This window comes from Leptolyngbya sp. FACHB-541, from assembly GCF_014695875.1.
Lineage (GTDB): Bacteria > Cyanobacteriota > Cyanobacteriia > Elainellales > Elainellaceae > JAAUTN01.
In genome coordinates, this window is record NZ_JACJPC010000073.1 from 53,245 (window position 1) to 75,520 (window position 22,276).

Below are 22,276 nucleotides of genomic sequence, written 5' to 3' on the forward strand. Positions count from 1 at the left end.
GTTTAATGACTCGCTGAACCGGGGTGACGATTTTGAATGCTTTTCTACATATTGCGAGAGCGACCGCTAAAGACCCGCTCAAGCTGTTTGAAGTTTTCTAGCACCCTACCTGTTCCTAGTACAACGCAACTGAGAGGATCTGCAGCCACATGGACAACGATCCCAGTCTCGTGACTAATTAGAGTATCCAATCCTTTGAGCAGTGCCCCACCACCAGCTAGCATGATGCCTCGATCGATGATGTCAGCTGCGAGTTCTGGCGGCGTGCGCTCCAAGGTGCGTTTAACGGCCTCAATGATGACGGAGAGGGGTTCTGACATTGCCTCTCGGATTTCAGGACTCTTGACCATAACGGTACGAGGTAACCCTGAAAGTAGGTGCAAACCACGAACATCCATCAAAGATTCGTCATCATCATCGGTGGGATAAGCCGAACCAATAGAGATTTTGATCTCCTCGGAGGTTCTTTCCCCGATGACCAGGTTATGCACTTTCTTCATGTACTGAGAGATTGCTTCACTCAGCTCATCTCCAGCGACCCGAACTGATTCACTCAATACAGTTCCCTGTAAACTCAGAACTGCCACCTCGGTCGTGCCACCGCCGATGTCAATGATCATGTTTCCGGTCGGTTCAGCCACCGGCAGTCCCGCGCCGATCGCCGCTGCCACAGGTTCATCAATTAGATAAACATCGCGTGCGCCTGCTTGCGAAGCTGCCTCCATAACTGCTCGACGCTCTACCCCTGTGACTCCGCTTGGAATACCGATCACAATCCGGGGTGAAACCAACGTCCGCCCCTCATGCACCCGACGAATGAAGTGCTTGAGCATGAGTTCAGCGGTATCAAAATCTGCAATTACTCCGTCACGTAGCGGACGCAGGGCAACTACGTTTCCGGGAGTCCGACCGAGCATCTTCTTGGCGTCCTCCCCAACGGCTAGAGGCACTTTGTTCTCTTGATCCATTGCAACGACAGAAGGCTCTTGCAGTACAATGCCTTTGCCAGATACATAAACTAGCGTGTTAGCGGTACCGAGATCGATACCCATATCCCGCGAGAAGCGACTGAAGAACCCCACTAGCTTTCTAAGCCCCCAAAGTCAAAATCTTGATCACTGCCAAATTCCTACCGCTATCAAAGTGCGGTCGAAGTGGATTCTATTATGTTTTGTAGTTAGAGTCTAGTCAGATGTGCGACTGAATGTTTTAGTCTAACCTCAAGACTTGCTTCAGTCATCTGTATCCTCAAATTCTGTTCCTTGACAAAGAGTCCTTCTCTGAATAAATCAGAAGAGCAGACCCATTAAGTAAGTTGTCCTCATTCCTGGAATAAGCATCAGGATGAAATTAAGATTTCTGCTAACAGCTTTCCTGCCAGGTCATTCAAGCAGCGATTGCAGAGGCAAGGGAAATGTAGTGCGGTAGCTATAAAAGTTCGGTAGAATGTTTTCAGGTAGAACTTTTGTACTATATGGGCGATCGCCCATCAGCAGTGTAAACTCCTGCTAGTCCAGCAACATCATCGATACAAGTTTTATCGCATTCAATACAGAAAAAGTCAGAGGGCGCTATGGGTTTGAATATAGTGACGCTAGTGGGTCGGGTAGGCGGAGATCCTGACGTTAAATATTTTGAGTCGGGCAGCGTTGTTTGCAATTTAACCCTGGCCGTCAATCGCCGCACTCGCAACAGTGAACAACCTGACTGGTTTAGCCTGGAAATTTGGGGCAAAACAGCAGAGATTGCTGCCAACTATGTGCGTAAAGGTAGCTTGATTGGAGTGACTGGGGCACTTAAATTTGACTCTTGGAAAGACCGCAGCACAGGGGCTGATCGCTCAAAACCAGTTATTCGAGTCGAACGACTAGACTTACTTGGGTCCAAGCGAGACAACGAAGCTTCTATGTCAGACGGATACGGCGACGAAGAATTTTAGGCGTTGCTGAATGCGGGTATGATTCACGGATCTCAATTCCCTCTGTAGGGTCATGGCAATGCCATGACCCTACAAAACTTCATATATCAGAGATCAGGGATGCTCCTGCGACGCGGGATCATCCCTGATCCTTATAGTGGGAAGAGAATAGTAGGAAAAGAGTAAGCTCACAGAACCCAAGGCTAAATTCTGTCGGAACAGATTGGTGTTGGTCAATCAGCTCATTCCCAAACTGTCGGGCACTAGCCCCTTAATCTGTGCTCTGATGTACGACTTCTGTACAGATGAGTACGTTATGCTACCTACAACGAATTGGTCAATGCTTGCTTTAATGTTTTAAGGGTGATCCTATCTAGAAGAGCAAACCTTGGTTAAAGGTGCGTTAGCGTTCATATCAGCCTTAGCCGCTTTAGCATCCATGCCTTTATGTCTTTAGATACTCCGCCTCAGCAGGGCGATCGCTCCCCCAAGGCAGAGTTACAGCAGCTTCAGCTAGAACAGCAAAAGATGCTGCTGAGCGTCATTACCAAAATTCGAGCATCGCTGGATCTAAGTACGATTTTGCAAACGGCGGTTGCAGAGGTTTGGCGTTTTTTGGCTCTCGACCGAGTCAGCGTGCTGCAAATTCCTCGCTCCAATCCAACTAAGGATTGGAACGCAGGGCAGTTTGTAGCTGAGGAGGTCGCTGCTGGGTTTAGCTCGGTCTTAGTAGTAGATGCCTCAGTTCGCTCTTTGAGTCAGTTTCTGTGGGCACAACACCACCCAAAACAAATTCCGCAGGGACAAATTCTAGCCATTGCTGATGTCAATGCTGCCAACCTGACAACAGCCGATTTGCAAACATTTAGCCACTTTCAAGTCCAGTCCAGTCTAAGCGTACCCCTTATGCAGGGCGATCGCCTGTGGGGGATCTTGTGTCTGCATCAGTGCATTACTTCCCGCCAGTGGCAAGCGGATGAAATTGAAGCGATTGAGCAAATTGTGACTCATCTTATCACAGCAATTCAGCAAGCGGAGCTATTGCGACATCAGCGCAATCTCAACAGCAAATACCTTGATACTGAAGCCGGAATGCATACGCTGTTTACAGCGACTATTACCCGTTTGCAGGCAGAAGTTCGCGATCGCCAACAGGCAGAAGCAGCCCTCCGCCAAAGTGAAGCGACCTATCGGGCCCTGCTTAATGCGATTCCTGATTTGATGATCAGAATGACTCGAAAGGGTATTTATTTAGACTTCATTCCAGCCAAAAATTTTGTCACCTTTAAGACACAGATGGAATGGCGAAACAAAAGCATTTTTGAGACGCTGCCTCCAGACCTAGCTCAGCTCCGAATGGCTAATGTAGAGAGAGCTTTGCAAACTTGCGAAACACAAATTTATGAGCATCAAATTTGTATTAACGGCAGAATTCAAGTTGAAGAAGTTCGGATTGTAGTCAGTGGTGAAGATGAAGTTTTAGTGATCGTGCGCGACATTAGCGATCGCAAACAAGCAGAGAATAAGCTAAAAGAATCGCAAGAATTTTTACAGCTAGTCATTAACAATATCCCTCAATGGATTTATTGGAAAGATCGCAACTCTGTTTATATGGGCTGCAATCGCAACCTTGCCCATGCCGTTGGGCTTGAAAAGCCTGATGATATTGTTGGAAAAACAGATTACGATTTTCCGATTCCTCAAGAACAAGCTGATCACTTTAGAGAATCTGATGCTTATCTAATTGAAACAGGAATAGCTGCTCTGCATGTAATTGAAACTATGTTCTTGGCAGATGGTAGCCAAATTTGGATTGATTCCAGCAAAATTCCGCTGTACGATGCTGCGGGCAATGTTGTGGGCATTCTTGGCTCTTACGACGACATCACAGAACGCCAGCAGGCAGAAGCAGCCCTGCGCCAGTCAGAGACTCAATTGAGACAGCAGGCGCTCGATTTAGAAAAGACTTTACAGGAACTCAAGCAAACACAGACCCAGCTAATTCAGAGCGAAAAAATGTCTTCGCTAGGTCAACTTGTCGCTGGAGTTGCTCACGAAATCAACAATCCTGTTAGCTTTATCTACGGCAACCTCGCTCATGCCAAAGAGTACACTCATAACTTGCTGGCGTTATTAAATCTATATCAGAAGCACTACCCCAATCCAGATTCAGAAATTCAAACTAAAGCAACAGCGATCGACTTAGATTTTTTAATCGAAGATTTGCCCAAGCTCCTAACTTCTATGAAAGTAGGTGCAGATCGAATTGAGAAAATCATCGCTTCTCTTCGCACCTTCTCTCATACTGACCAGCTAGAAACTAAGACAGTCGACATTCATGAAGGAATTGATAGCACCTTGATGATTCTACAAAATCGACTTAAAGCTCAACACAACCGACAGGCAATTCAAGTACTCAGAGATTACGGCGACTTGCCGTTAGTAGAATGTTACGCCGGACAGATGAATCAGGTTTTTATGAACATTCTGAGCAATTCAATTGATGCTCTAGAAGAGTGTTTAGCTCAGCTTGAAGCTGAATCAAATAGTTTTGCTCGAAATCAAAGAATTAAATCCTTCAAGCCTTTGATTCAGATTTCGACTCAAATGCTCAATGAAGACTGGATTCATATTCGACTTGCCGATAATGGACTGGGCATGGCAGAAGCCGTTCAAAATCGATTATTTGATCCATTCTTTACAACAAAACCCGTCGGTAAAGGGACTGGAATGGGACTTTCGATCAGCTATCAAATCGTCACAGACAGACATGGAGGAACACTAAAGTGCAACTCCTTCCCTGGGCGAGGAGCAGAGTTTGTCATCGAGATTCCGATTCAACAGCAAAGGAAATAGATTAACCTGTTAAGAATTCACTTAAAAACATTTTTGAAGGGTCAGGTACGGTAGAGCCGATTGGCATTGCCGTTAAGAATGGCGATCGCCCCCTCTTCTGCTTCTTTTGCAGTTAAGTCTCCGTCTTGAATGGTTTGCTCTAGCACCTCACCCAACACCGTTCGCCCCCATTTTGCTCCTAGATAATACAGTTCTGGAATCAGGTGAGCATCAGAGGAATACATCACTTTGCTCATAGGACTCAGCTCAATCAACATTTGCACCGTCTGCCGCATCCCGGCAGTACTCAAAAACGGCACAGCCAAGCCAAAATCGACATAAACGTGTGGATAGACCGCCGCCAGATAGCCTGCTTCACGCATAAAGGGGTAAGCGGCGTGGAGCAAAACGATTGGAGCTTGACGAAAACCTAGATCTTCTAACAGCGGTCGCAAGTGCAGCGGATTGGCTAGCCGTAAGTCCAGGTCAGGATCACCAAAACCTGTATGAAACTGCACGGGAAGCTGATATTGGTTGGCGATCGCCAATCCCTGGCAGAGCAAAAAGTCAATCAACGGCTTGTTCATCAACCGAATAGGCTGATCCGGAAATGCTTCTTTAATTGCATAGAACTGATCTTCTGCCAGATCGTAAGGAATGGGCTGAATGTCCAAACCTGTCCGATAAGCTGCAATGCTTTTGAAGCCCACAACTCCTTGGGGTGGCGGGTCAAGCTCACTGCGAAACCACTCCAAAAATATGTCGAAGCGGCTAACCTGGCTAATCAACTGCTCCGCCAAATATTCCAACCGCAGCAGCCGATGCACCGGAACAAACTGCTGATGCCACTCCGCAGGCAAAATTGTGTCTGGCAAAAATCCGTCGTCCAGCAAAATTGATTCTAAATTAGCAGCCTCAAAGCATAGCTTCGTTAGTGGTTCTAACCCTAGCTCTGTGCGACGTGCCAAAATCGCCGCTTCATCCGGTTCACAGTTGAGCAGAGCGGCAATGTCTCTGAGGCTGCGTCGATAGCAGAGAGTGTGTTGGGCGTGCTGGGTAAGGATCTGGGCATCATAGCCTTCGGTAAAAGCTGCTGCGTAGGGCATTTGGGCAAAAGCTTCTGAACGCACCAGGTTGTGGGCGTGCTGATCAATGGCTGGGATGCTTCCTAAATCCATTAGTAGCGCTCTAGCAATAGTTTGACTTCTTCTTCAAGCGTAAATTGCTTCATAGCTTCCCACTCAGCAGTGCGAACTGCAAGAAATGCCTGTGCCAACGCAGGTTCTAGTGCCTGAAGCAAAACTTCGTCTTGCTGGAGATGGGCGATCGCCTCTCCTAAATTTTCGGGCAGTCGATCAATCCCTCGCTGCTGGCGCTCTGCTGCTGGCAAGGATCCCGGATCGACCGAGATAGGTTCTCCGGGATCAAGTCTGCGTCGGATGCCGTCCAATCCAGCGGCGATCGCTGCCCCCAATGCCAGATAAGGATTAGCAGACGCATCTACCGTCTTTAGCTCAAAGTGGGTCGGACTGGGAGGCACAGGATTGCTGGGCACTCGCACCGCTGCTTCTCGATTGTCTACGCCCCAGCAGCGAAAAGCCCCACTCCAAAAGTGGGGCTGAAGCCGACGATAGGAATTGGGGCTAGGGGTCGTTAACGCCATCAGTGCAGGCAGATGATGCAAAATTCCGGCAACAAAAGCCTTAGCGATGGCGGAAAGTTCGCCCATTTCATTCACGTCGGGTAAAAGGTTTTGCCCGTCTTGCCAGAGGCTCAAGTGCAGATGACAGCCACTTCCAGCCTGATCCACAAAAATTTTAGGCAAAAAAGAAGCTCGCAACCCATGCCGCAATGCTACACCGCGCACCGTTTCACGAAAGGCAATCTGCCAGTCGACTGCCTGAAGCGCATGGGTATAACGAATAGAGATTTCGTGCTGTCCAGGACCCGACTCCGGATAGTAGCGCTCTACGGGGATCTTTTGGGCGATCAGGGCATCAGCGATCGCATCAATCACGGTCTGATTCAAATCCATCCCTAGCGTTGACGCAAATACCGTATGGTCTACGGGAATGGGTTTAGCATCTCGCTCAGCATTTAAACCAGCGGACTGGAGCAAATAAAACTCATTCTCAAATGCCGCTATGATTTCTAGCCCTTCCACCGCCGCTGCCGCAATCATTCGCCGCAAAAATCCGCGCGGGCAAAGCGCCCAGGGCACTCCATTTGTGACCAAATCACCCATTACACGAGCGTGTCCAGGCGCATAGGGCAAAGGGTTAAACGTAGACCAATCAGGCGCTAGCCATGCTTCTCCCACGGGACCTAAGCCGCTGCCAGGAGCAACAGCATCGTACATCACGGGGATCGCCTGCTGAGCCATTGAAATCCCAATACCGTGTTTTTGATGTTCTGCCAGAAATCTTGTGTGAAATGCCTTTCCCCGAATCACGTTGGCATTATCGCACCAGAGCAGTCGCACAAAGTGGACGTTCTGTAAGTCTAAATCTGGCAGTTGGTTTTCCATCGGCAGCCTAATCGCGATCGCGTCTATGCTTATCTCGTCCCCGGCGTTTTTCTTCGCGTTCTCTCGGTTCATCCGCTTCTTCAGTCCGATCAGCTTCAGTCTGCTCAATTTCAGTCTGATTGCTACTCTGTTCAGCTGCAGGTGACACTGAGGACGGAGGCTGTACTGAAGATGGAGGTTGCACTGAGGACGTTTGTGGTGCAGGTGTAGCTGGACTAACTACAGGAGCAGGAGACAAAACTCGTTGAACAATTAGCGGAATTGCAGTTGCACCTGCCAGCGAAATTGCACCAACGACCCCTCGTACAATTAGCCCTTTTAATTTTTGGCTGTCCTTAGGTTGGGAAGAACTTGAGTTTTCTACCATAAAAGCTTACCTGCTCTTCAGTGAATGTGGCGATCGCAAAAACTAGATCTTCGACGGATAACTCCCAAAGTTGTTGCTGGATCTGCTTCACCCATTACCAACGCTTTATAAAACTGCTACCCAAATAAAAAGAAGGGGAAGTTTGCCTTCCCCTTCTTGCCCAATTTTGCTAATTACCGAAATTAGTTGCCGCCGGACTGCACAGCTTTGTTGGTGATGTTAGTCTGCTGGGGAACCCGTCGCCAGCAGCCATCATCGCCTTGCACGTAGTCTTGCTTTACGGTATTCCAAGCAACTCGTTGAGCCGCGTTTTGATCCATTCCGTTTGACTCGGCGCTGTTAAAAGCTGCCACAAAAATTTGTGCTGAACCTTCTAATAGCTTGTCTTTTACGTCAGCTGGCAATTCATCTACTTGTTGATAAGGCATTTTTAATGCTCCTACTTTAATCTTTTGCCTTATCTTAAGAGGCTAATATCATCTGCTCCTCTTTCGGCTGGTAGAGAATGAAATCTCCCTACAGTAGCTATTTTGCGTTCATTCAGGCATTTCAGGCTTGAGCCAATGAGCAAATTCAGTGACAAAGCGATCGCTCAATATCGCTTCCCTAATTCGTTGAGTAAATCGAATTAGTTCAGTAATGTTGTGAATCGACAGCAAAGTGTATGCCAAGAGCTCCTGCGATCGCAGCAAATGACTCACATAAGCACGGGTAAATTGCTTGCAGGTATAGCAGGGGCAGGTTTCATCAAGTGGGCTAAAATCCTCTCGGAAACGATTGTTTCTCAGGTTCCAGCGATCGCCCCCCACCAGGGCGTTGCCATGCCGCGCCAAGCGAGTTGGGATCACGCAGTCAAATAAGTCAATACCAGCAGCGATCGCCTGTGCCATTTCCCGATAGGTGCCAACTCCCATCAGATAGCGGGGTTTCTCCTCTGGCAGTAAAGGAGTCGTTGCCTGCACAATTTTCTCGATTAACTCTGGCGGCTCACCCACACTGACACCGCCAATCGCGTACCCCGGCAAGTTCAACTTTGCCAGGTCACGAGCGGACTGCTGCCGCAAGTCAGGATAAACGCCCCCTTGAACAATTCCAAATAGCGCCTGATCTTGACGTTGATGAGCTGTGATGCAGCGTTCCAGCCAGCGGTAGGTACGGTCGGTTGCAGCAACAATCGCTTCCCGACTGGCAGGATAGGGGGGACATTCATCAAATGCCATGATCACATCTGCCCCTAGTGCATTTTGAATCTGGATTGAGCGCTCCGGAGTCAGGTGAATAATTTGCCCATCGCGGGGCGATCGAAACGTCACCCCCTCCTCGGAGAGCGATCGCATTTCGCTTAGGCTAAATACCTGAAAGCCACCCGAATCAGTCAAAATCGGACCACTCCAGCCCATAAACTGGTGCAATCCACCTGCCTGCTGCACAATAGCTTCACCGGGCTGAAGATGCAGATGATACGTATTAGACAAAATCATCTGCGCTCCAGTCGCCTGCAACTGGGCTGGAGTCAAAGTTTTAACATTAGCTAGCGTTCCTACCGGCATAAAGCGTGGAGTTTCTACCAAACCGTGAGGGGTTGAAAAAACTCCAGCCCTTGCTTGCGTATGCCGACAGCGACCCTGACACTGAAAAGAAAATCCCACGCCTAATTCATCAAAAGAAACTATAGCAATACTAAATGATTGCAGTTATTGGACAAAGGTCTAGCCTAGGCCTAACAACCGCAATCACTATCAAGAACCAATCAGGATTCTTATATCTTAGAGAGAGAAATTTTCTTCATCGTCAATTCGCACATCCCAATTGGCGGAAAGTACTTCGGCAACGACTGCTTCTAGGGCTGCAGCATTGAGACTCCGGGTGCTCTGTTCTTGAAGCGGATTGGAGAGTGGAATCAGCCGCAAAACGCTGCCGTCTTGCATTAGGTCAAAGCAGGGTTGCTCGTCAGGGACACGCTTAAGCTCCAAGTAATCAAAGCTCTGAACGTTGAGGTAGAGCGTATGGTTGGCTACAAGTGTTGACCGTTGAGGATCAGCAAACACTTCTAACACATACCCTTCGTCTTCCGCTAGCAGCTTGCCGTCTTGACTGTAGCTGTAATGAACCCGACTCAAGTCAGCCAGCAACCTTTGCATATCTTGCTTGTTGACGACGATGCCATTGTCAACAATGCAGGGGGCTGGCAATTTGGTGTTTCCAGAAAGTTGATCGTGACTCATAGAATGAAAAAGCCCTTGGTCTAGGAAGACCTCAGGTTTGCTAACAACTAAATGATGCAACTATTGAGGAGTTATCCCATTGAGGGGTTGTCTCCAGCACTGTCTAGATCAGAAGTAACAGCAGAATTCGCCTGGGCGAATCGCAGTTTGAACCATGAATCTGAAAAACAGCTAACTTATCATGCTGGGCTGGATACACTACTTCAGGACAAAGCGTTTCAGGAAAAAGCGTTTAACGAAGGATAAATTGGCTCTATTGCCCTAGCTTTGGTCGTTAGTAGTGAGAATGACGAACAGAAGGAAGACTAACAAGCAACGAAACCAGGAGAGAAAAAGTAGTGCATGAGACAATGTTATTCCAGGATTCTAGCCTACTTCTTAATGAAATTTACGGAACTTATCTTTGTGACACTCGTCTAATTGGATTTTTGAGATTTTCCTGTCGTCAGTGACTAGATTATGGCTCCCGCCCTGTACTAAAATATTCGGCCATTAGGCTGAATCCAACACATTAGCAAATAATTGTGGGAGATGCACAGTCTTGGAGATAGATAGTTTTGTCCGATAAACAGCCTTCAACGCAGTTGAACAGGCAAAGGTGGCGATCGCTCTCTAGCAAAGCAGTAGGATCTTTATCTAGCTTGGTTGCTGCGATTGCCTTTTACACCTGCATCCCCATTCCGATAACCGGAAAATTAGAATTTCAAAACGTCGCCCGACTTGCACCTCTGGTCGGGCTAATCATTGGCGGAATATTAGGACTTCTTCATCAAGGCTTGCATCTGCTGGGAGTGCCCGACCTGACCCGTAATGCCATCATCGTCATTGCCTGGGTCGCGGTCACAGGAGGGCTCCACCTGGATGGAGCAATGGATACGGCTGACGGGTTAGCTGTGTTAGATCGGCAGCGCCGACTTGAGGTGATGGCAGATAGTGCGACGGGTGCATTTGGCGCAATGGCGGCGATCGCCATTCTCTTGCTGAAAGTCACCGCTCTGAGCGATCTCACCGCCTGGCATGGACTGGCTTTGCCCTTGGCAGCAGGTTGGGGGCGATGGGGGCAGCAAGTGGCGATCGCCCGTTACCCTTATCTAAAGCCAACGGGCAAAGGAGCCTTTCACAAAGCTGCGATTCGCTCACTCAAAGATGTGATGCCCGGGTTTTGCTTGCTGTTGGGATTGAGTTGCATCCCTGTCTTTTGGGATTCTGCTCTGTGGGCTGTGACACTTGGCTCAGTGGCAGCAGGAAGTGCGATCGCTCTGCTCACCGCAGCCTGGTTCAACCGTCAATTAGGAGGACACACAGGCGATACCTATGGAGCAGTCGTAGAGTGGACAGAAGCCCTGTGGCTAGTCGTGTTCACAACCCTGCAAAGCTGATCCAGGAAAGGAATTTGAACGGACCTAGATACGGATCTAGATATAGTTAAGATGGATAACGGGTTAAGTCCATAGCCTGAAATCCCAAGTTTTTTGCCCCCGGTCTTCCACTCTATAGATTCATGACTTCCGACTGTGATCGCTCAGCACCTAATTCATTGACAGCCTGCTCCCAGTCTCTCGGCTTGCCCCAAGTCCAACGACATGTCTTTATATGTGCCGATCAAACTGTGCCTAAGTGCTGCGATAAGGCGGTCAGTCTAGTTGCTTGGAATTATCTCAAGCAGCGGTTGAAAGAAGTAAAACTAGATGTGCCAACTAGCGATCGCCCAACCTGTATCTTTCGTACCAAAGCCAATTGTCTGCGCGTGTGTCAGCAAGGTCCAATTATGGTTGTCTACCCGGATGGAGTTTGGTATCACAGCGCCAACCCAGATGTGATTGAGCAGATTATTCAAGAGCATTTGATCGGCGATCGCATTGTGTCAGAGTACGCATTTCTAGTCCATCCTTTGCCTGAATCAGCCCAAGTTTCTGGCTCTGAACCGAGTAAGTGATAAAACTTAGAAAATTCCTGTTTTAAGTAGCACCTTCCCATAGGCTTAAAAAGCAAAAAATTATCTTATAAGGTAACTTATTTCCATATCCGGTAATTTATTTCTTTATATGGAAATAAATTGCCGGATATAAAAACCTGGAAATTAAAAAAATAAGAAAAATTGGGTGATGGGCTGTTGCAACCCGACAAAATGAAGGGCAGCATATTGAGGGAAGGGTCGAAATAAACCGAACTCTTCTCAAGCAAGCTCAAAAGTCCTGTGAGAACACCAAATACTCTGTCTGTAAGTGTTACTCTTGACCTATGCGTGGCGAGTAGTAAAGCATGAAGGAAACCAGTGCCGGAGATCATAAACAGCTTTTGCTGATTGATGATGATCCGAATCTAATTTTGTTAGTCAAAGACTACCTGGAGTTTCGTGGGTATGAAGTGATTACGGCTGAGAATGGTCGTGAAGCACTGGAAGTGCTAGAGAATGCTACTCCGGACATGATCATCTGTGATGTGATGATGCCTGAGATGGACGGATATTCGCTGGTCGAGCATGTGCGAAAGGACGCACGGACAAGCTGGATTCCAGTGCTGTTTTTGTCTGCTAAGGGACAAAGCCAAGATCGGGTCAAGGGTCTAAACACCGGAGCCGATGTCTATATGGTGAAGCCGTTTGAGCCAGAAGAACTGGTGGCTCAGGTTGAGTCTTCTCTAAAGCAGGCTTCACGGCTGATTCAGCACCAAAACAAGGGAACAGATAGTGGACCTAAAATCCAAGTTCCATTTGATGTGGAGTTGACTCCAACCGAGCTAAGAGTGGTGCAATTTGTGGCGCGCGGTATGGCAAATCGTGAAATTGCTGAAGAGCTAAATGTGAGTCAGCGAACGATTGAGAGCCACGTCAGCAATATGCTAGGCAAAACCGGGTTACACAACCGAACGGAGCTGGCTCGTTGGGCGATCGAAAACAGCATGGCTTGAGCCAGGGCATAGCCCTAAAGTGAACTGATTAAAAAGACCGAGCAAGCAGCAGGACAACAAACCTGCTATTTTGTCAGGTCGGCTTGAATTTGATCGAAAACTCCACCCTCATCAAAGAATTTTTGCTGAACGGTATTCCACCCTCCCAGATCTGCGATTGTAAACAGATTGGTGACAGGAGGAAACTGGTCAGCAAATTCTGTATTGATGGCTTCATCTACAGGACGAAAGCCAAACCGCGCAAATTCTCGCTGCGCTGCTGGGGTAAAGAGAAACTGAACAAAGGCTTCAGCGACTTCACGGGTACCGTGCTGATCGACATTGGCATCAATGACTGCGACCGGATTATCAATCGAGATGTTAGTTTCAGGAACTAGATAAGAGATGTCCTGTCCGTTTAGTTTTGCCAGGATGATTTCGTTTTCGTAGTTAATCAGCACATCCCCCTGCCCTTGCTGAAAGAAAGCGTCGGTTGCTTCGCGGGCATCCCTAGGCAGGATAGGAATATTTTCAAAAACCTGTGTGGTGTAATTGAGGGCAGTCTGTTGATCGCCGCCCGCTTGTGTGATCGACCCCCACAATGCCAGGAAATTCCATCTAGCGCCTCCTGAGGTGCGTGGGTTGGCGGTGATAACGCTGACATCAACCTGGGCCAAATCCGCCCAGGTTGATATTGATTTAGGGTTACCGCTGCGGGTGACTAAGGCGGCTACAGACTGATGAGCGATCGCCCCATTCGGCACTCGATCTTGCCATCCCGGTTGGATCAACCCTGCTGCTTCAATTTTCTCAACGTCCAGTTCTAAAGCCAGGTCTACAATATCTGCTGGCAATCCTTCAATTACCGCTCGGGACTGAGTTCCTGAGCCGCCGTAGCTCTGGTTAAACACTACCTTTTGCTGGTGCTTCTGTTCCCAATCTGCGGCAAACAAGGGCATGATTTCTCGATAAGCAGCCTCCGTAACCGCGTTGGATACCAGCGTGAGTTCGACAACGTTGCCATTGTCAACGACGGAACAGGCACTAAATCCAGTTGAAACGAAAGCTAAAAGTAGGCTCAGGACAAAGCCGGTCGAGAGGAAAGAGAGGAATCTTTGAGGCGATCGCCCCTTTAACCTTGCAGCAAGTCGTTGTAGAGATGAGAAAAGCACAGTTAACCGACTGGAATAGTGTACTTGTAGCTACAAAGTTGAATGGTACACCAAAAATTCCAACACGGGTGAAGGCATCCTCTTCAGGCATCCTCTTCAGGCATCATCCAGGGAATGGAACATTGAATTTGGGTGAGAGGGGCAGCGATCGCAGCATCTTCTGAAACGTGTGCTGGTCGTGTAAACACTTCTAGTCGACCGTTCATCTTCTCGATTAAGGACTGGTTGACTAGCAAAGATAGCCCAAAGGAAGGTTTAATAGGCTTCTGTGAATTAGAGGCAGGGAGCTTCGTTGACGGGGACACTCCTTCAGGCTCAGGGCTGGACTGCGATGGGTTAAGTAGCTCGCTCCATAAGTGGTCTGGCCGCTGATCTTGAATCTGAATGTGAACCTGTTGAAGCTCTGGAGCAACCTGAGTGGTCAGTCGAATGCTGCCCTCCATCACTTGAGAAACGGCTGGATCGACTAGATTGACTAGAACTTGCCTGAGCCAGCGCGGATCAGCCAGGACGTAAGTTTCTGGATCGGGAGGGTCAATTTCTAGCCGCAATCCGCGATCTTGAATTTGCAGGTGGGTGAGCGCATGAACTTCTTCGAGCACGTCTGCCAATTGCAGCGGCTGAATTTGCATTTCGTAGGTGCCGTGCTGCACTTTAGCAATGCTGATTAATTCATCCAACAGTGCCAACATCTTCGAGGCAGACGCTTGCGCTTGAGCGATCGTTTCTCGCTCCTCCTCTGGGCTGTCACATAGATCGGACAGGATCAGCTGATGCAGGCTAATGATGTTGTTGAGGGGCGATCGCAACTCATGGGAAGTGCGTGCCAAAAACCCTGCTTTGAACTGCCCCATCTCAACTGCCATGTGGTACGCCAGCTGAGTTTGCTGAAGTTGAGCAAGTAGTTCTTGCTCCGGCAGATTCTTTTGCTGAAAATTATCCTCCGGCAAATTTATCCCTCATGTTTCATGCTTCATCTTTCCCAGGCTACCCCGTTGCCAATACCTTCTGCCACGCCAATTTTGCGGCTCCTACGATCCCTGCTTTGTTGCCCAACTGAGCTGACAATAGCTGTAGACCCGTGCGGGAACTGGGCAAAACTCGACGCTCAACTTCCGCTAGCGTCGCAGGAAAGAAGTATTCAGCACTCGCGCTGATACCGCCACCGATGATTACCGCTTCGGGCGTGAGGACATAGATCAGGCTCGCTAGACCTGCTCCCAAATGGCAACCATAATCTTGCCAGAAGGCGATCGCTTCAGCATCTCTGGCTTTGGCTCTGCGACCTAGCTCATCAGGCTCTAGCCCCGTGCGGCGACGAATGGCTTGAATCGAAGCGTACTGTTCTAGAGAGCCACGATTGCCGCTATTGCATTCTGGCCCGTCCATGTTGAGCGTCACCAGTCCTAGCTCCCCAGCGGTGCCATGATGTCCAGTAAACAGTTTGCCATCTAGAATCACGGCTCCGCCAACACCCGTTCCTAGCGTCAGCAAAATCAGATTGCGAAAATAGCGACCTGATCCCAGCCAAAATTCTCCTAATCCAGCGCAGTTGGCATCGTTGGCAAGGGTAGTCTGAATGTTGAGTTTCGACTCTAGCCAGTCTGCTAATGGAATATCGTGCCAACCCTCCAGGTTAATGGCGACTCTGGCAATTCGCCCTTCCGCATCGGTCGGGCCAGGAGTGCCAACACCGATCGCCCCACTTTGCCCCAGCGGATCAATTTGGGCGATCGCATCTACCATTGCTGCCAGTACTAGTTCTGGATAGGCGGGCTGTGGAGTCGGCACAGTCAAAGTTTGAAGGCAAGTGCCATCCGCCCCAAAGCGTCCCAGTTTAATCGCTGAACCACCTAAATCAACCCCAATAACGTGTTGACAGGAATGCTGGCAATCGGCGGCGTTCGGATTCCCCATATTTTGAGCTACTCAGTGCAGTGGATTGGTTAACTTGCGGCTTACATGACTGCCAATTATACGGGGAGGCTAGGGGTTGTTAATACTTCGTTGAAAACGGAAATTAGGAATTTTGTGGAGACTTTGAGTTCTTAATTCTTTTGGCTCCAATTTTCTCGCCGTAGTAATGGATTGACCCATTCATTCAGTCCTTCGCCAATGAGGGAAAGTCCTACCACTAGAAGGGTCAATGCCAAACCGGGGAATAGGGCTGTCCACCAGATTCCGGTAGGTAGAGCATCCAATGCCTGACGCAGGTCGGAACCCCAGTCGGGGGTGGGTTCAGGTAGTCCCAAACCAAGAAAACCAAGGCTGCCCAGTGTGAGAACAGCATCAGCGGCGTTCATCGTAAACAAGACAGGAACGCTTTGAATCACATTAAAGAACAGATAGCGGGATAAAACCGCCCAGGTTGAAGCTCCCATTGCCTGGGCTGCTTCAATGAAAACTTCGGTTTTAACGCTGACCGTGTGGTTGCGGACAACCCGGTAATACAGCGGAATGTAGGCAATGCTGATGGCGATCGCCGCATTCAACACCCCTCGCCCCACAATAAACGCTAGCGTTACTGAAAGTAGGAGTCCGGGCAAGGTGTAGATGGTATCCATAAGAAACACCAAGACCCGATCAAGCCTGCCGCCCAGATAGCCACTTAACATTCCCAGCGGAACCCCGATCGCCAGACTCAGCGCCGTTGCTAAAACCACCACCAGCACTGCCGATTGCGCCCCAAATAGCACCCGTGAGAAAACGTCGTACCCTTGACGACTGGTGCCAAACCAATATTCAGATGAGGGGGGCTGGTGTAACGGATTCGTCAACGTTTCGGTTGGGTTTCGCAACCAGCCCCAAGATTCCATCATTGGCGCAAAGAGCGCGACCGACAAAAATAGCAAGGTAATAACGATGCCCACCCACATCATCTGAACGGAAAGACTGGGGTTTTGGGAGGCTTGGAGGAATCGGGGAAAGCGGAGCCTGGTGGGAGTCATTAGGGAGTAAGGAAGGGGCTAGGGGTTGGGGCTAGGGAAGATTAGGGTTGCTTGTGGGTAGTGCGTCGCCACTGTAAAACTGCTCCAAGGAACATGAGGGCGATCGCCATTGTTGCACCAGTTTTAGCGTTCGGGTTACTGAGTAAGCTTTGAAGAGAGTTTTGTTCTGGATTAGAGATTGACCAGAGCTTGATTGTACCGTCTTCACTGGCTGTTACTATGTACTGCCCGTCTAGTGAAAAGTCAATGTACTCCACACCCTGAGTATGTTCAGTAATCTGCTGTTGAAGGCTGAAATCAGAGACGCGGTAGAGTCTGAAGCCAAAGTTTTCGTTGGGGTCTTGACGTTCCGAGCCGCCGCCACCCGTAGCGAGATATTTCCCGTCGGGAGAGAAGGCAACGGCTTCTACCAAAGAGGTGCCATGCTCTAGCTCGGCGATCTGTTCGCCTGTGTCAAAGCGAAAGACTTTAGCGACATCTTCATTACCATTAGCAGTGGCGATTAACTCTCCATCAGGCGAAAGGCGAACAGACTTAACCGAGCCGCCATTGTTTGCCGCCCGGACAGTTCTGACTAGGCGACCGTCCGAGGCGCGAGAAATTTTAACGGTGCGATCGGCTGAACCTGACAGGACATACTCACTATCTTGGGTGAAGTCGATGGAGTTGATGTCCCTACGGTGCGAGATGCGATCGCCATATTGCAAAGACCAATCGCCAGGGTCATACATCTTTACCTGACTGTTGTTGCCGTGACTGGGGGCAGCAAAAAACTGTCCATTTGGAGAAAAAGCAATTCCATCTGCGCCATCTCCTTCTAGAGTGGTGAGAAGGCTACCATCCCTGGCTCGATAAATTTTAATGCCGTCAGTATTGCCTGAAACCGCGATTTGCTCACCGTCGGGTGAAAAGAAAACTGCTTCAACTTCGCCCTGTTTGTCATCGAGCGAACCGTCCCAGTAAACCCCTTCCCAAACCAGGGAGCCATCCGCAACGCGCCACAGCCGAAATTTACCGTCTCCTCCACCTGAGACAATAAACTGACTATCTGGAGAAAATTCTGCGGTTTCTGAAGTTCCAGCTTCACCACGCGGATCGGCAGCAGCAGTCCACACGAGCGTCGGTGGAGGAATTTCTGCTTCTGCACTGGCGATCGCTTGATCTTTGACGGTTAATGCTGAGGCAGCAAGAACGCCTAGACCAATCCAAGGAAGCAGCCAGCCCAAATTTTTTTTAAACTGCATGGATGTTTTATCTTTTTGGAAGCTTATTCGTAGAGACGCAATTCCATCGCGTCCTTACTGGGGCATCTATGACCGAAACAATTTTTGGTTTCTGCCATCGTGCCTGTTTAAGTCAGCCCCAAGATAACTCATCCAAAAAGTACTGGCATCTCAACGATTTGCCCTAGGATCAAGGCTGTCACGCAAACCATCCCCCAGCAAGTTAAATGCTAGAACAATCAGAGTAATTGCTAAACCCGGAAACACAATCGTCCAAGGAGAGGAGAGGGAATAACCGCCTCGAAACGAATCTGACAGCATCGTGCCTAGCTCTGGTGTCGGTGGTTTTGCACCTAAACCCAGAAATCCTAAACCAGCCGCCTCCAGAGTTGCCGTACCTAATGCCAGAGTTGCCTGCACGATAAGAGGAGCAAGACTGGCTGGCAGGATGTGGCTGATGATGATGCGATCGGAAGTTGCGCCAAAAGCTCTGACGGTTTGGACAAAATCCTGTTCGCGTAGAGACAGCACCATGCTGCGGGTCAGGCGAATGAAAATTGGAATTTGGACTACGCCAACCGCAATCATGACGCTAGGGAGGCTAGGTCCGGTGACGGTGACAACAGCGATCGCCAGCAAAGTGGGTGGAAAAGCCAGCAAAATGTCTGTAACCCAACCGATCACAGTCTCCAGCCAGCCTCGAAAGTAGCCTGCGACCATTCCTAAAAAAGTGCCAATCAGCAAACCTGACCCCACCGAAATCAAGCTAATCGTTAGCGAGATGCGAATGCCGTACCAGATTGCCGTTAACATATCCCGCCCTAACCCATCTGTGCCCAGCCAAAATTCCAAATCGGTTGGGCTGAGGCGAGAGGCATAGTTTCGTGCTGTCGCAGCATCATAAGGACGAATCAGCGGAGCCAGCATTGCCAGCAACAGCAACGCCGCTGTGAGAAATAACCCAATTCTGCCAGAACTGGATTTAAGGAACTGGCGATAAACGCGCTGTAAAGGTTTCGATGCAGCCTGTGTGGAGACTTCAGGGGAAAGGGTTTCCATGAGTAGAGGGGCTAGGGACTGGGGACTAGGGGCTAGGGGTTGGAGGCTAGGGGTTGGGGGTTGGAGACTAGGGTTATTATTTGTATTGGATTCTGGGGTCGAAGAAGGCGTAAGAGAGATCGACCAGGAGGTTGATCAGGACAAAGGTGATGGAAACGAAAACTACACCTCCTTGAACAACCGGATAGTCTCTGGCGAGAATGCCGCCGTAAATCCATTCGCCGATGCCGGGCCAGGAGAAAATGGTTTCGGTGAGGACGGCGCTGCTGAGCAGGGTGCCAAATTGCAGCCCAATGATAGTGATTACGGGTAAAAGGGCGTTCTTGAGCGCATGTTTGAGAATGACCCAGCGTTCTAAGAGGCCCTTTGCTCTGGCGGTGCGGATGTAGTCTTGGGACAAGACTTCTAGCATGGCGCTGCGGGTGAGCCGAGCGACGATCGCCAAAGGAATGGTGCCAAGGGCGATCGCAGGCAAAATCAGGTGAGCCAAAATATCTCTCAGCGCAGTAAAGTTGAACCGCAATAGCGCATCCAGCACATAAAAGCCCGTGATCGGCTGAAAGCCAAACCCTTCACTGATGCCAATTCGTCCGCTGGGCGGCAGCCAGTCTAGATTTACCGCAAATAGGTAAATCAACAGCAATCCTAACCAGTAGACAGGCATAGAAACGCCGACCAGCGAAACCGTCATTGCCAGGTTATCTACCCAACTGTTTTTGCGAACTGCGGCAATAATTCCTGCTGGCACTCCAACCAAGATTGAGAACAGCACAGCGGAGGCCGTTAATTCAAAACTGGCTGCCCAACGTCGTCCAATTTCAGCGGCGATCGGAATTCCGGTGACGATGCTGTTACCAAAATCAAGCCGCAGCACGCTTCCTAAAAAAGTGAAGTATTGAATGGGCAACGGTTCGTTTAACCCCATTTGCTCTCGAAAGGCAGCGATCTGGTCAGGCGTTGCCCTTTCTCCCATTAAAAACACGGCTGGGTCACCGGGAATTGCATGGAGCAGGGTAAATACGAGCAGGGTAATTCCCAGAAATACGGGCACCAGTCCGAGCAGTCGTCTAACGATGTATCGCAGCATGATTAGCTATTTGCTAGCAAAAACTCCAAGCGTGAAACTGATTGCAAGAAGCGAAAGATAGGGAGCAGCAAATTTTGGTGTTGCTGAATGTGAGTATGATCCACGGGCATTGATCCCACCTGTAGGGGCGTTTCGCGAAACGCCCCTACGCAATTCATAGCCCAAATCAGCAATGCCCAAATTTTTAAGGGCGCAGCATTCGGCAGCTCTGCTCTGCAATAGAGCTTTTGCCTGAATGCCACGCCCCTACACTGCTTCATCACTCCTCCGTCCTGAAGGCGCTGTTCCCTAAAAGGTTTATTCCTTGCTAACCGTGTTGAAGGGTTCAGATCCTAAGGGGCTAGGGTTCCAACCCTGGATGTTGGTGCGCTGTGCTAGGAGGGGCTGTGAGTGAACGATGGGAATTCGCACAACTTCGTCGTAGAGAATTTTGTCTACTTCAGCGTATGCCTGTTCCCTTGAGCCCTGGTCGTCTTCGGCACGAGCCTGATTGAGTAGCTCAATGACGCGATCGCTTTTCCATTCACCGATATCAGTGGTGCCACCTGGTCCAAAGTGATAGTAGTAGAAGTTATCAGGGTCACCATAGTCGCCTGTCCAACCCAACATGAAGGATTGAAATCCGGGTGGCTTTTTGCTGTCTTCGATGTAGACAGCCCAGTCTTTGGTTTGTAACGAGACGTTAATGCCGATCGCACTCAGGTCAGCCGCAAATGCTTCAGCGATCGGTTTGGGCGTAGGAAAGTAAGGACGAGAAACAGGCATGTAGTACATTTCCAGGTCAAAGCCATCGGCGTAGCCCGCTTCACTCAACAGTTGCTTTGCCTGTTCTGGATCGTAAGGATAAACTTCCAGGTCGTTAGCGTTGAAGTTTTCCATAGAAGGGGGCAAGAAGTGCGGATCAGATACGCCGAGTTCGCCCCAAAAGGCACTAACGATTTCTGGACGGTTGATTGCTAAGGCGATCGCCTTCCTCACCCGTACATCTGCTAATGGCTCAAAGCCAGTATTTAACCCCAAATAACCGACATTAAAAGATTCGCGGAAAACTGCTTCTAAATTATCGTCGCCTTCAATTTCCTGAAGCTGGTCGGGCGCTAGCTCTACCGTAAAGTCAATGCTTCCGGCTCTCAGCTCAGCCAATCGGGTCGAGGGGTCAGTGATAAAGCGGACAACAAGCTGCTCTTCAGCGGGTGCTCCATCCCAATACTCAGGGTTGGCTGAGAGAATGACGCGATCGCCCGATCGCCATTCGTCCAAAACGTAAGGACCAGTTCCCACTGCGGTCGATCCAGGAGTTCCATAATCTGGTCCAGCTTCCTCGATCGCGGTCGGGCTAGCAATGCCAAAATAACCAGAACCGATCGCCACCGGGAAAGCAGCAAACGGCTGATTCAAAACAAACTCGATGGTGTAGTCATCCACTACATTTAGGGACACTAGTGAAGAGGCTTCGTCTCCTTTAAAGCCGCCAAATAAACCGGGCCAGATTTCGTATCCTCTGCCCGCATCGCGATATCCGGTTGGACTAGCCGGGTCCCACCAACGCTCAACATTAACTCTGACTGCCTCCGCATTAAAAGGAGTGCCATCATGAAACGTTACCCCTTCCCGTAGCGTAAATGTCCAGGTCAAACCATCCTCTGACGCCGACCACTCTGTGGCTAAACCTGGGACGGGAGAAGTGGTTCCTGGCTCAAAGTGAACCAGGCGATCGTAAATCTGTTCGTGTACATAAATTGAATTGTTGTCCGTGATATTGCCAGGTTCGAGGTTGGCAGGTTGTCCTCCCAGCCCAAACACAAGTGCCTGCTGTTCTGAAGATGCGGCAGGGCTGCTTGCTTCTGGAGAATCAGTCGCGTCTGGAGAGCCACCACAGTTTGAAAGAACTATGGTTAGAGCAAACACCATGCTAAGGGGTTTGCGGAAAAATAAAGTACCCATTACTGTGGAACAATAGTGATGTCCCATTTGGGCAATGTTTCAGAACGTTGCCAGAAGGGTAAGTAGTCTTCTAACTCGTGTT

General features: G+C 49.4%; 21 protein-coding genes. 5 read left to right on the forward strand and 16 right to left on the reverse strand.

Annotation, left to right across the window (positions count from 1 at the left end; translation table 11 throughout):
• Positions 1-44: 44 nt before the first annotated feature.
• A complete protein-coding gene (locus H6G00_RS16755) occupies positions 45-1,082 on the reverse strand; it encodes a rod shape-determining protein MreB (RefSeq protein ID WP_190643347.1) in 1,038 nt (345 codons plus the stop codon).
• Positions 1,083-1,573: 491 nt separating this feature from the next.
• Here H6G00_RS16755 and H6G00_RS16760 point away from each other — a divergent pair, with 491 nt between their 5' ends.
• The gene (locus H6G00_RS16760) at positions 1,574-1,939 is read left to right on the forward strand and encodes a single-stranded DNA-binding protein (protein WP_190643346.1); all 366 of its coding nucleotides are present in this window, start codon (positions 1,574-1,576) and stop codon (positions 1,937-1,939) included.
• 426 nt (positions 1,940-2,365) lie between these two features.
• Positions 2,366-4,774: a PAS domain S-box protein gene (locus H6G00_RS16765; protein ID WP_190797626.1), complete on the forward strand. Its 2,409-nt coding sequence runs from the start codon at positions 2,366-2,368 to the stop codon at positions 4,772-4,774.
• Between the two features lie 41 nt (positions 4,775-4,815).
• Here H6G00_RS16765 and H6G00_RS16770 read toward each other — a convergent pair whose 3' ends face one another.
• The 6 genes from H6G00_RS16770 to H6G00_RS16795 form a co-directional block, all read right to left on the reverse strand.
• Positions 4,816-5,931 (reverse strand): amidohydrolase family protein, encoded by a 1,116-nt coding sequence (locus tag H6G00_RS16770; protein WP_190797627.1) that lies wholly within the window; start codon positions 5,929-5,931, stop codon positions 4,816-4,818.
• Positions 5,931-7,280: a glutamine synthetase family protein gene (locus tag H6G00_RS16775; RefSeq protein WP_190797628.1), complete on the reverse strand. Its 1,350-nt coding sequence runs from the start codon at positions 7,278-7,280 to the stop codon at positions 5,931-5,933. Before H6G00_RS16775 ends, H6G00_RS16770 begins: the two co-directional genes overlap by 1 nt.
• 7 nt (positions 7,281-7,287) lie before the next feature.
• Positions 7,288-7,647 (reverse strand): hypothetical protein, encoded by a 360-nt coding sequence (locus tag H6G00_RS16780; protein ID WP_190688574.1) that lies wholly within the window; start codon positions 7,645-7,647, stop codon positions 7,288-7,290.
• Between the two features lie 182 nt (positions 7,648-7,829).
• On the reverse strand, positions 7,830-8,075 hold the full coding sequence (locus tag H6G00_RS16785; RefSeq protein ID WP_190643341.1) for a ChaB family protein: 246 nt from the start codon (positions 8,073-8,075) through the stop codon (positions 7,830-7,832).
• Between the two features lie 108 nt (positions 8,076-8,183).
• A complete protein-coding gene (gene tgt, locus H6G00_RS16790) occupies positions 8,184-9,296 on the reverse strand; it encodes a tRNA guanosine(34) transglycosylase Tgt (protein WP_190797629.1) in 1,113 nt (370 codons plus the stop codon).
• A gap of 117 nt (positions 9,297-9,413) precedes the next feature.
• The gene (locus H6G00_RS16795) at positions 9,414-9,872 is read right to left on the reverse strand and encodes a hypothetical protein (protein WP_190643339.1); all 459 of its coding nucleotides are present in this window, start codon (positions 9,870-9,872) and stop codon (positions 9,414-9,416) included.
• Positions 9,873-10,456: 584 nt separating this feature from the next.
• Here H6G00_RS16795 and cobS point away from each other — a divergent pair.
• From cobS to H6G00_RS16810, 3 genes are all read left to right on the forward strand, one after another.
• A complete protein-coding gene (cobS, locus tag H6G00_RS16800) occupies positions 10,457-11,251 on the forward strand; it encodes an adenosylcobinamide-GDP ribazoletransferase (protein ID WP_199318540.1) in 795 nt (264 codons plus the stop codon).
• 122 nt (positions 11,252-11,373) lie between these two features.
• Positions 11,374-11,808: a ferredoxin gene (locus H6G00_RS16805; protein ID WP_190797630.1), complete on the forward strand. Its 435-nt coding sequence runs from the start codon at positions 11,374-11,376 to the stop codon at positions 11,806-11,808.
• Between the two features lie 326 nt (positions 11,809-12,134).
• Positions 12,135-12,782 carry a response regulator transcription factor gene (locus H6G00_RS16810; RefSeq protein ID WP_190643336.1) on the forward strand — a complete coding sequence of 216 codons (648 nt, stop codon included), beginning with the start codon at positions 12,135-12,137 and terminating at the stop codon, positions 12,780-12,782.
• A 65-nt stretch (positions 12,783-12,847) separates the two neighbouring features.
• Here H6G00_RS16810 and H6G00_RS16815 read toward each other — a convergent pair whose 3' ends face one another.
• From H6G00_RS16815 to H6G00_RS16855, 9 genes are all read right to left on the reverse strand, one after another.
• On the reverse strand, positions 12,848-13,933 hold the full coding sequence (locus tag H6G00_RS16815) for a sulfate ABC transporter substrate-binding protein (RefSeq protein WP_190797631.1): 1,086 nt from the start codon (positions 13,931-13,933) through the stop codon (positions 12,848-12,850).
• 83 nt (positions 13,934-14,016) lie between these two features.
• Entirely contained in the window at positions 14,017-14,883 is an 867-nt protein-coding gene (locus H6G00_RS16820) for a HAMP domain-containing sensor histidine kinase (RefSeq protein ID WP_190797632.1), read from the reverse strand.
• A 37-nt stretch (positions 14,884-14,920) separates the two neighbouring features.
• Positions 14,921-15,850 (reverse strand): ROK family protein, encoded by a 930-nt coding sequence (locus H6G00_RS16825; RefSeq protein WP_190797633.1) that lies wholly within the window; start codon positions 15,848-15,850, stop codon positions 14,921-14,923.
• 131 nt (positions 15,851-15,981) lie between these two features.
• Positions 15,982-16,881: an ABC transporter permease gene (locus H6G00_RS16830; protein ID WP_190797634.1), complete on the reverse strand. Its 900-nt coding sequence runs from the start codon at positions 16,879-16,881 to the stop codon at positions 15,982-15,984.
• 41 nt (positions 16,882-16,922) lie between these two features.
• Positions 16,923-18,125 carry a WD40 repeat domain-containing protein gene (locus H6G00_RS16835; RefSeq protein ID WP_190797635.1) on the reverse strand — a complete coding sequence of 401 codons (1,203 nt, stop codon included), beginning with the start codon at positions 18,123-18,125 and terminating at the stop codon, positions 16,923-16,925.
• Between the two features lie 150 nt (positions 18,126-18,275).
• Entirely contained in the window at positions 18,276-19,163 is an 888-nt protein-coding gene (locus H6G00_RS16840; protein ID WP_190797636.1) for an ABC transporter permease, read from the reverse strand.
• Between the two features lie 76 nt (positions 19,164-19,239).
• A complete protein-coding gene (locus H6G00_RS16845) occupies positions 19,240-20,250 on the reverse strand; it encodes an ABC transporter permease (protein WP_190797637.1) in 1,011 nt (336 codons plus the stop codon).
• Between the two features lie 2 nt (positions 20,251-20,252).
• Positions 20,253-20,510 (reverse strand): hypothetical protein, encoded by a 258-nt coding sequence (locus H6G00_RS16850; RefSeq protein WP_190797638.1) that lies wholly within the window; start codon positions 20,508-20,510, stop codon positions 20,253-20,255.
• Between the two features lie 37 nt (positions 20,511-20,547).
• Complete coding sequence (locus tag H6G00_RS16855; protein ID WP_190797639.1) at positions 20,548-22,194, reverse strand: ABC transporter substrate-binding protein; 1,647 nt, start codon at positions 22,192-22,194, stop codon at positions 20,548-20,550.
• Between the last annotated feature and the right edge of the window lie 82 nt (positions 22,195-22,276).

Coding starts and splice junctions, on each gene's coding strand:
- H6G00_RS16760 (WP_190643346.1), top strand. CDS start 1,574: ATGGGTTTGAATATAGTGACGCTAGTGGGTCGGGTAGGCGGAGATCCT.
- H6G00_RS16765 (WP_190797626.1), top strand. CDS start 2,366: ATGTCTTTAGATACTCCGCCTCAGCAGGGCGATCGCTCCCCCAAGGCA.
- H6G00_RS16770 (WP_190797627.1), bottom strand. CDS start 5,931: ATGGATTTAGGAAGCATCCCAGCCATTGATCAGCACGCCCACAACCTG.
- H6G00_RS16775 (WP_190797628.1), bottom strand. CDS start 7,280: ATGGAAAACCAACTGCCAGATTTAGACTTACAGAACGTCCACTTTGTG.
- H6G00_RS16780 (WP_190688574.1), bottom strand. CDS start 7,647: ATGGTAGAAAACTCAAGTTCTTCCCAACCTAAGGACAGCCAAAAATTA.
- H6G00_RS16785 (WP_190643341.1), bottom strand. CDS start 8,075: ATGCCTTATCAACAAGTAGATGAATTGCCAGCTGACGTAAAAGACAAG.
- H6G00_RS16795 (WP_190643339.1), bottom strand. CDS start 9,872: ATGAGTCACGATCAACTTTCTGGAAACACCAAATTGCCAGCCCCCTGC.
- H6G00_RS16805 (WP_190797630.1), top strand. CDS start 11,374: ATGACTTCCGACTGTGATCGCTCAGCACCTAATTCATTGACAGCCTGC.
- H6G00_RS16810 (WP_190643336.1), top strand. CDS start 12,135: ATGAAGGAAACCAGTGCCGGAGATCATAAACAGCTTTTGCTGATTGAT.
- H6G00_RS16825 (WP_190797633.1), bottom strand. CDS start 15,850: ATGGGGAATCCGAACGCCGCCGATTGCCAGCATTCCTGTCAACACGTT.
- H6G00_RS16830 (WP_190797634.1), bottom strand. CDS start 16,881: ATGACTCCCACCAGGCTCCGCTTTCCCCGATTCCTCCAAGCCTCCCAA.
- H6G00_RS16835 (WP_190797635.1), bottom strand. CDS start 18,125: ATGCAGTTTAAAAAAAATTTGGGCTGGCTGCTTCCTTGGATTGGTCTA.
- H6G00_RS16840 (WP_190797636.1), bottom strand. CDS start 19,163: ATGGAAACCCTTTCCCCTGAAGTCTCCACACAGGCTGCATCGAAACCT.
- H6G00_RS16845 (WP_190797637.1), bottom strand. CDS start 20,250: ATGCTGCGATACATCGTTAGACGACTGCTCGGACTGGTGCCCGTATTT.
- H6G00_RS16850 (WP_190797638.1), bottom strand. CDS start 20,510: ATGAAGCAGTGTAGGGGCGTGGCATTCAGGCAAAAGCTCTATTGCAGA.
- H6G00_RS16855 (WP_190797639.1), bottom strand. CDS start 22,194: ATGGGTACTTTATTTTTCCGCAAACCCCTTAGCATGGTGTTTGCTCTA.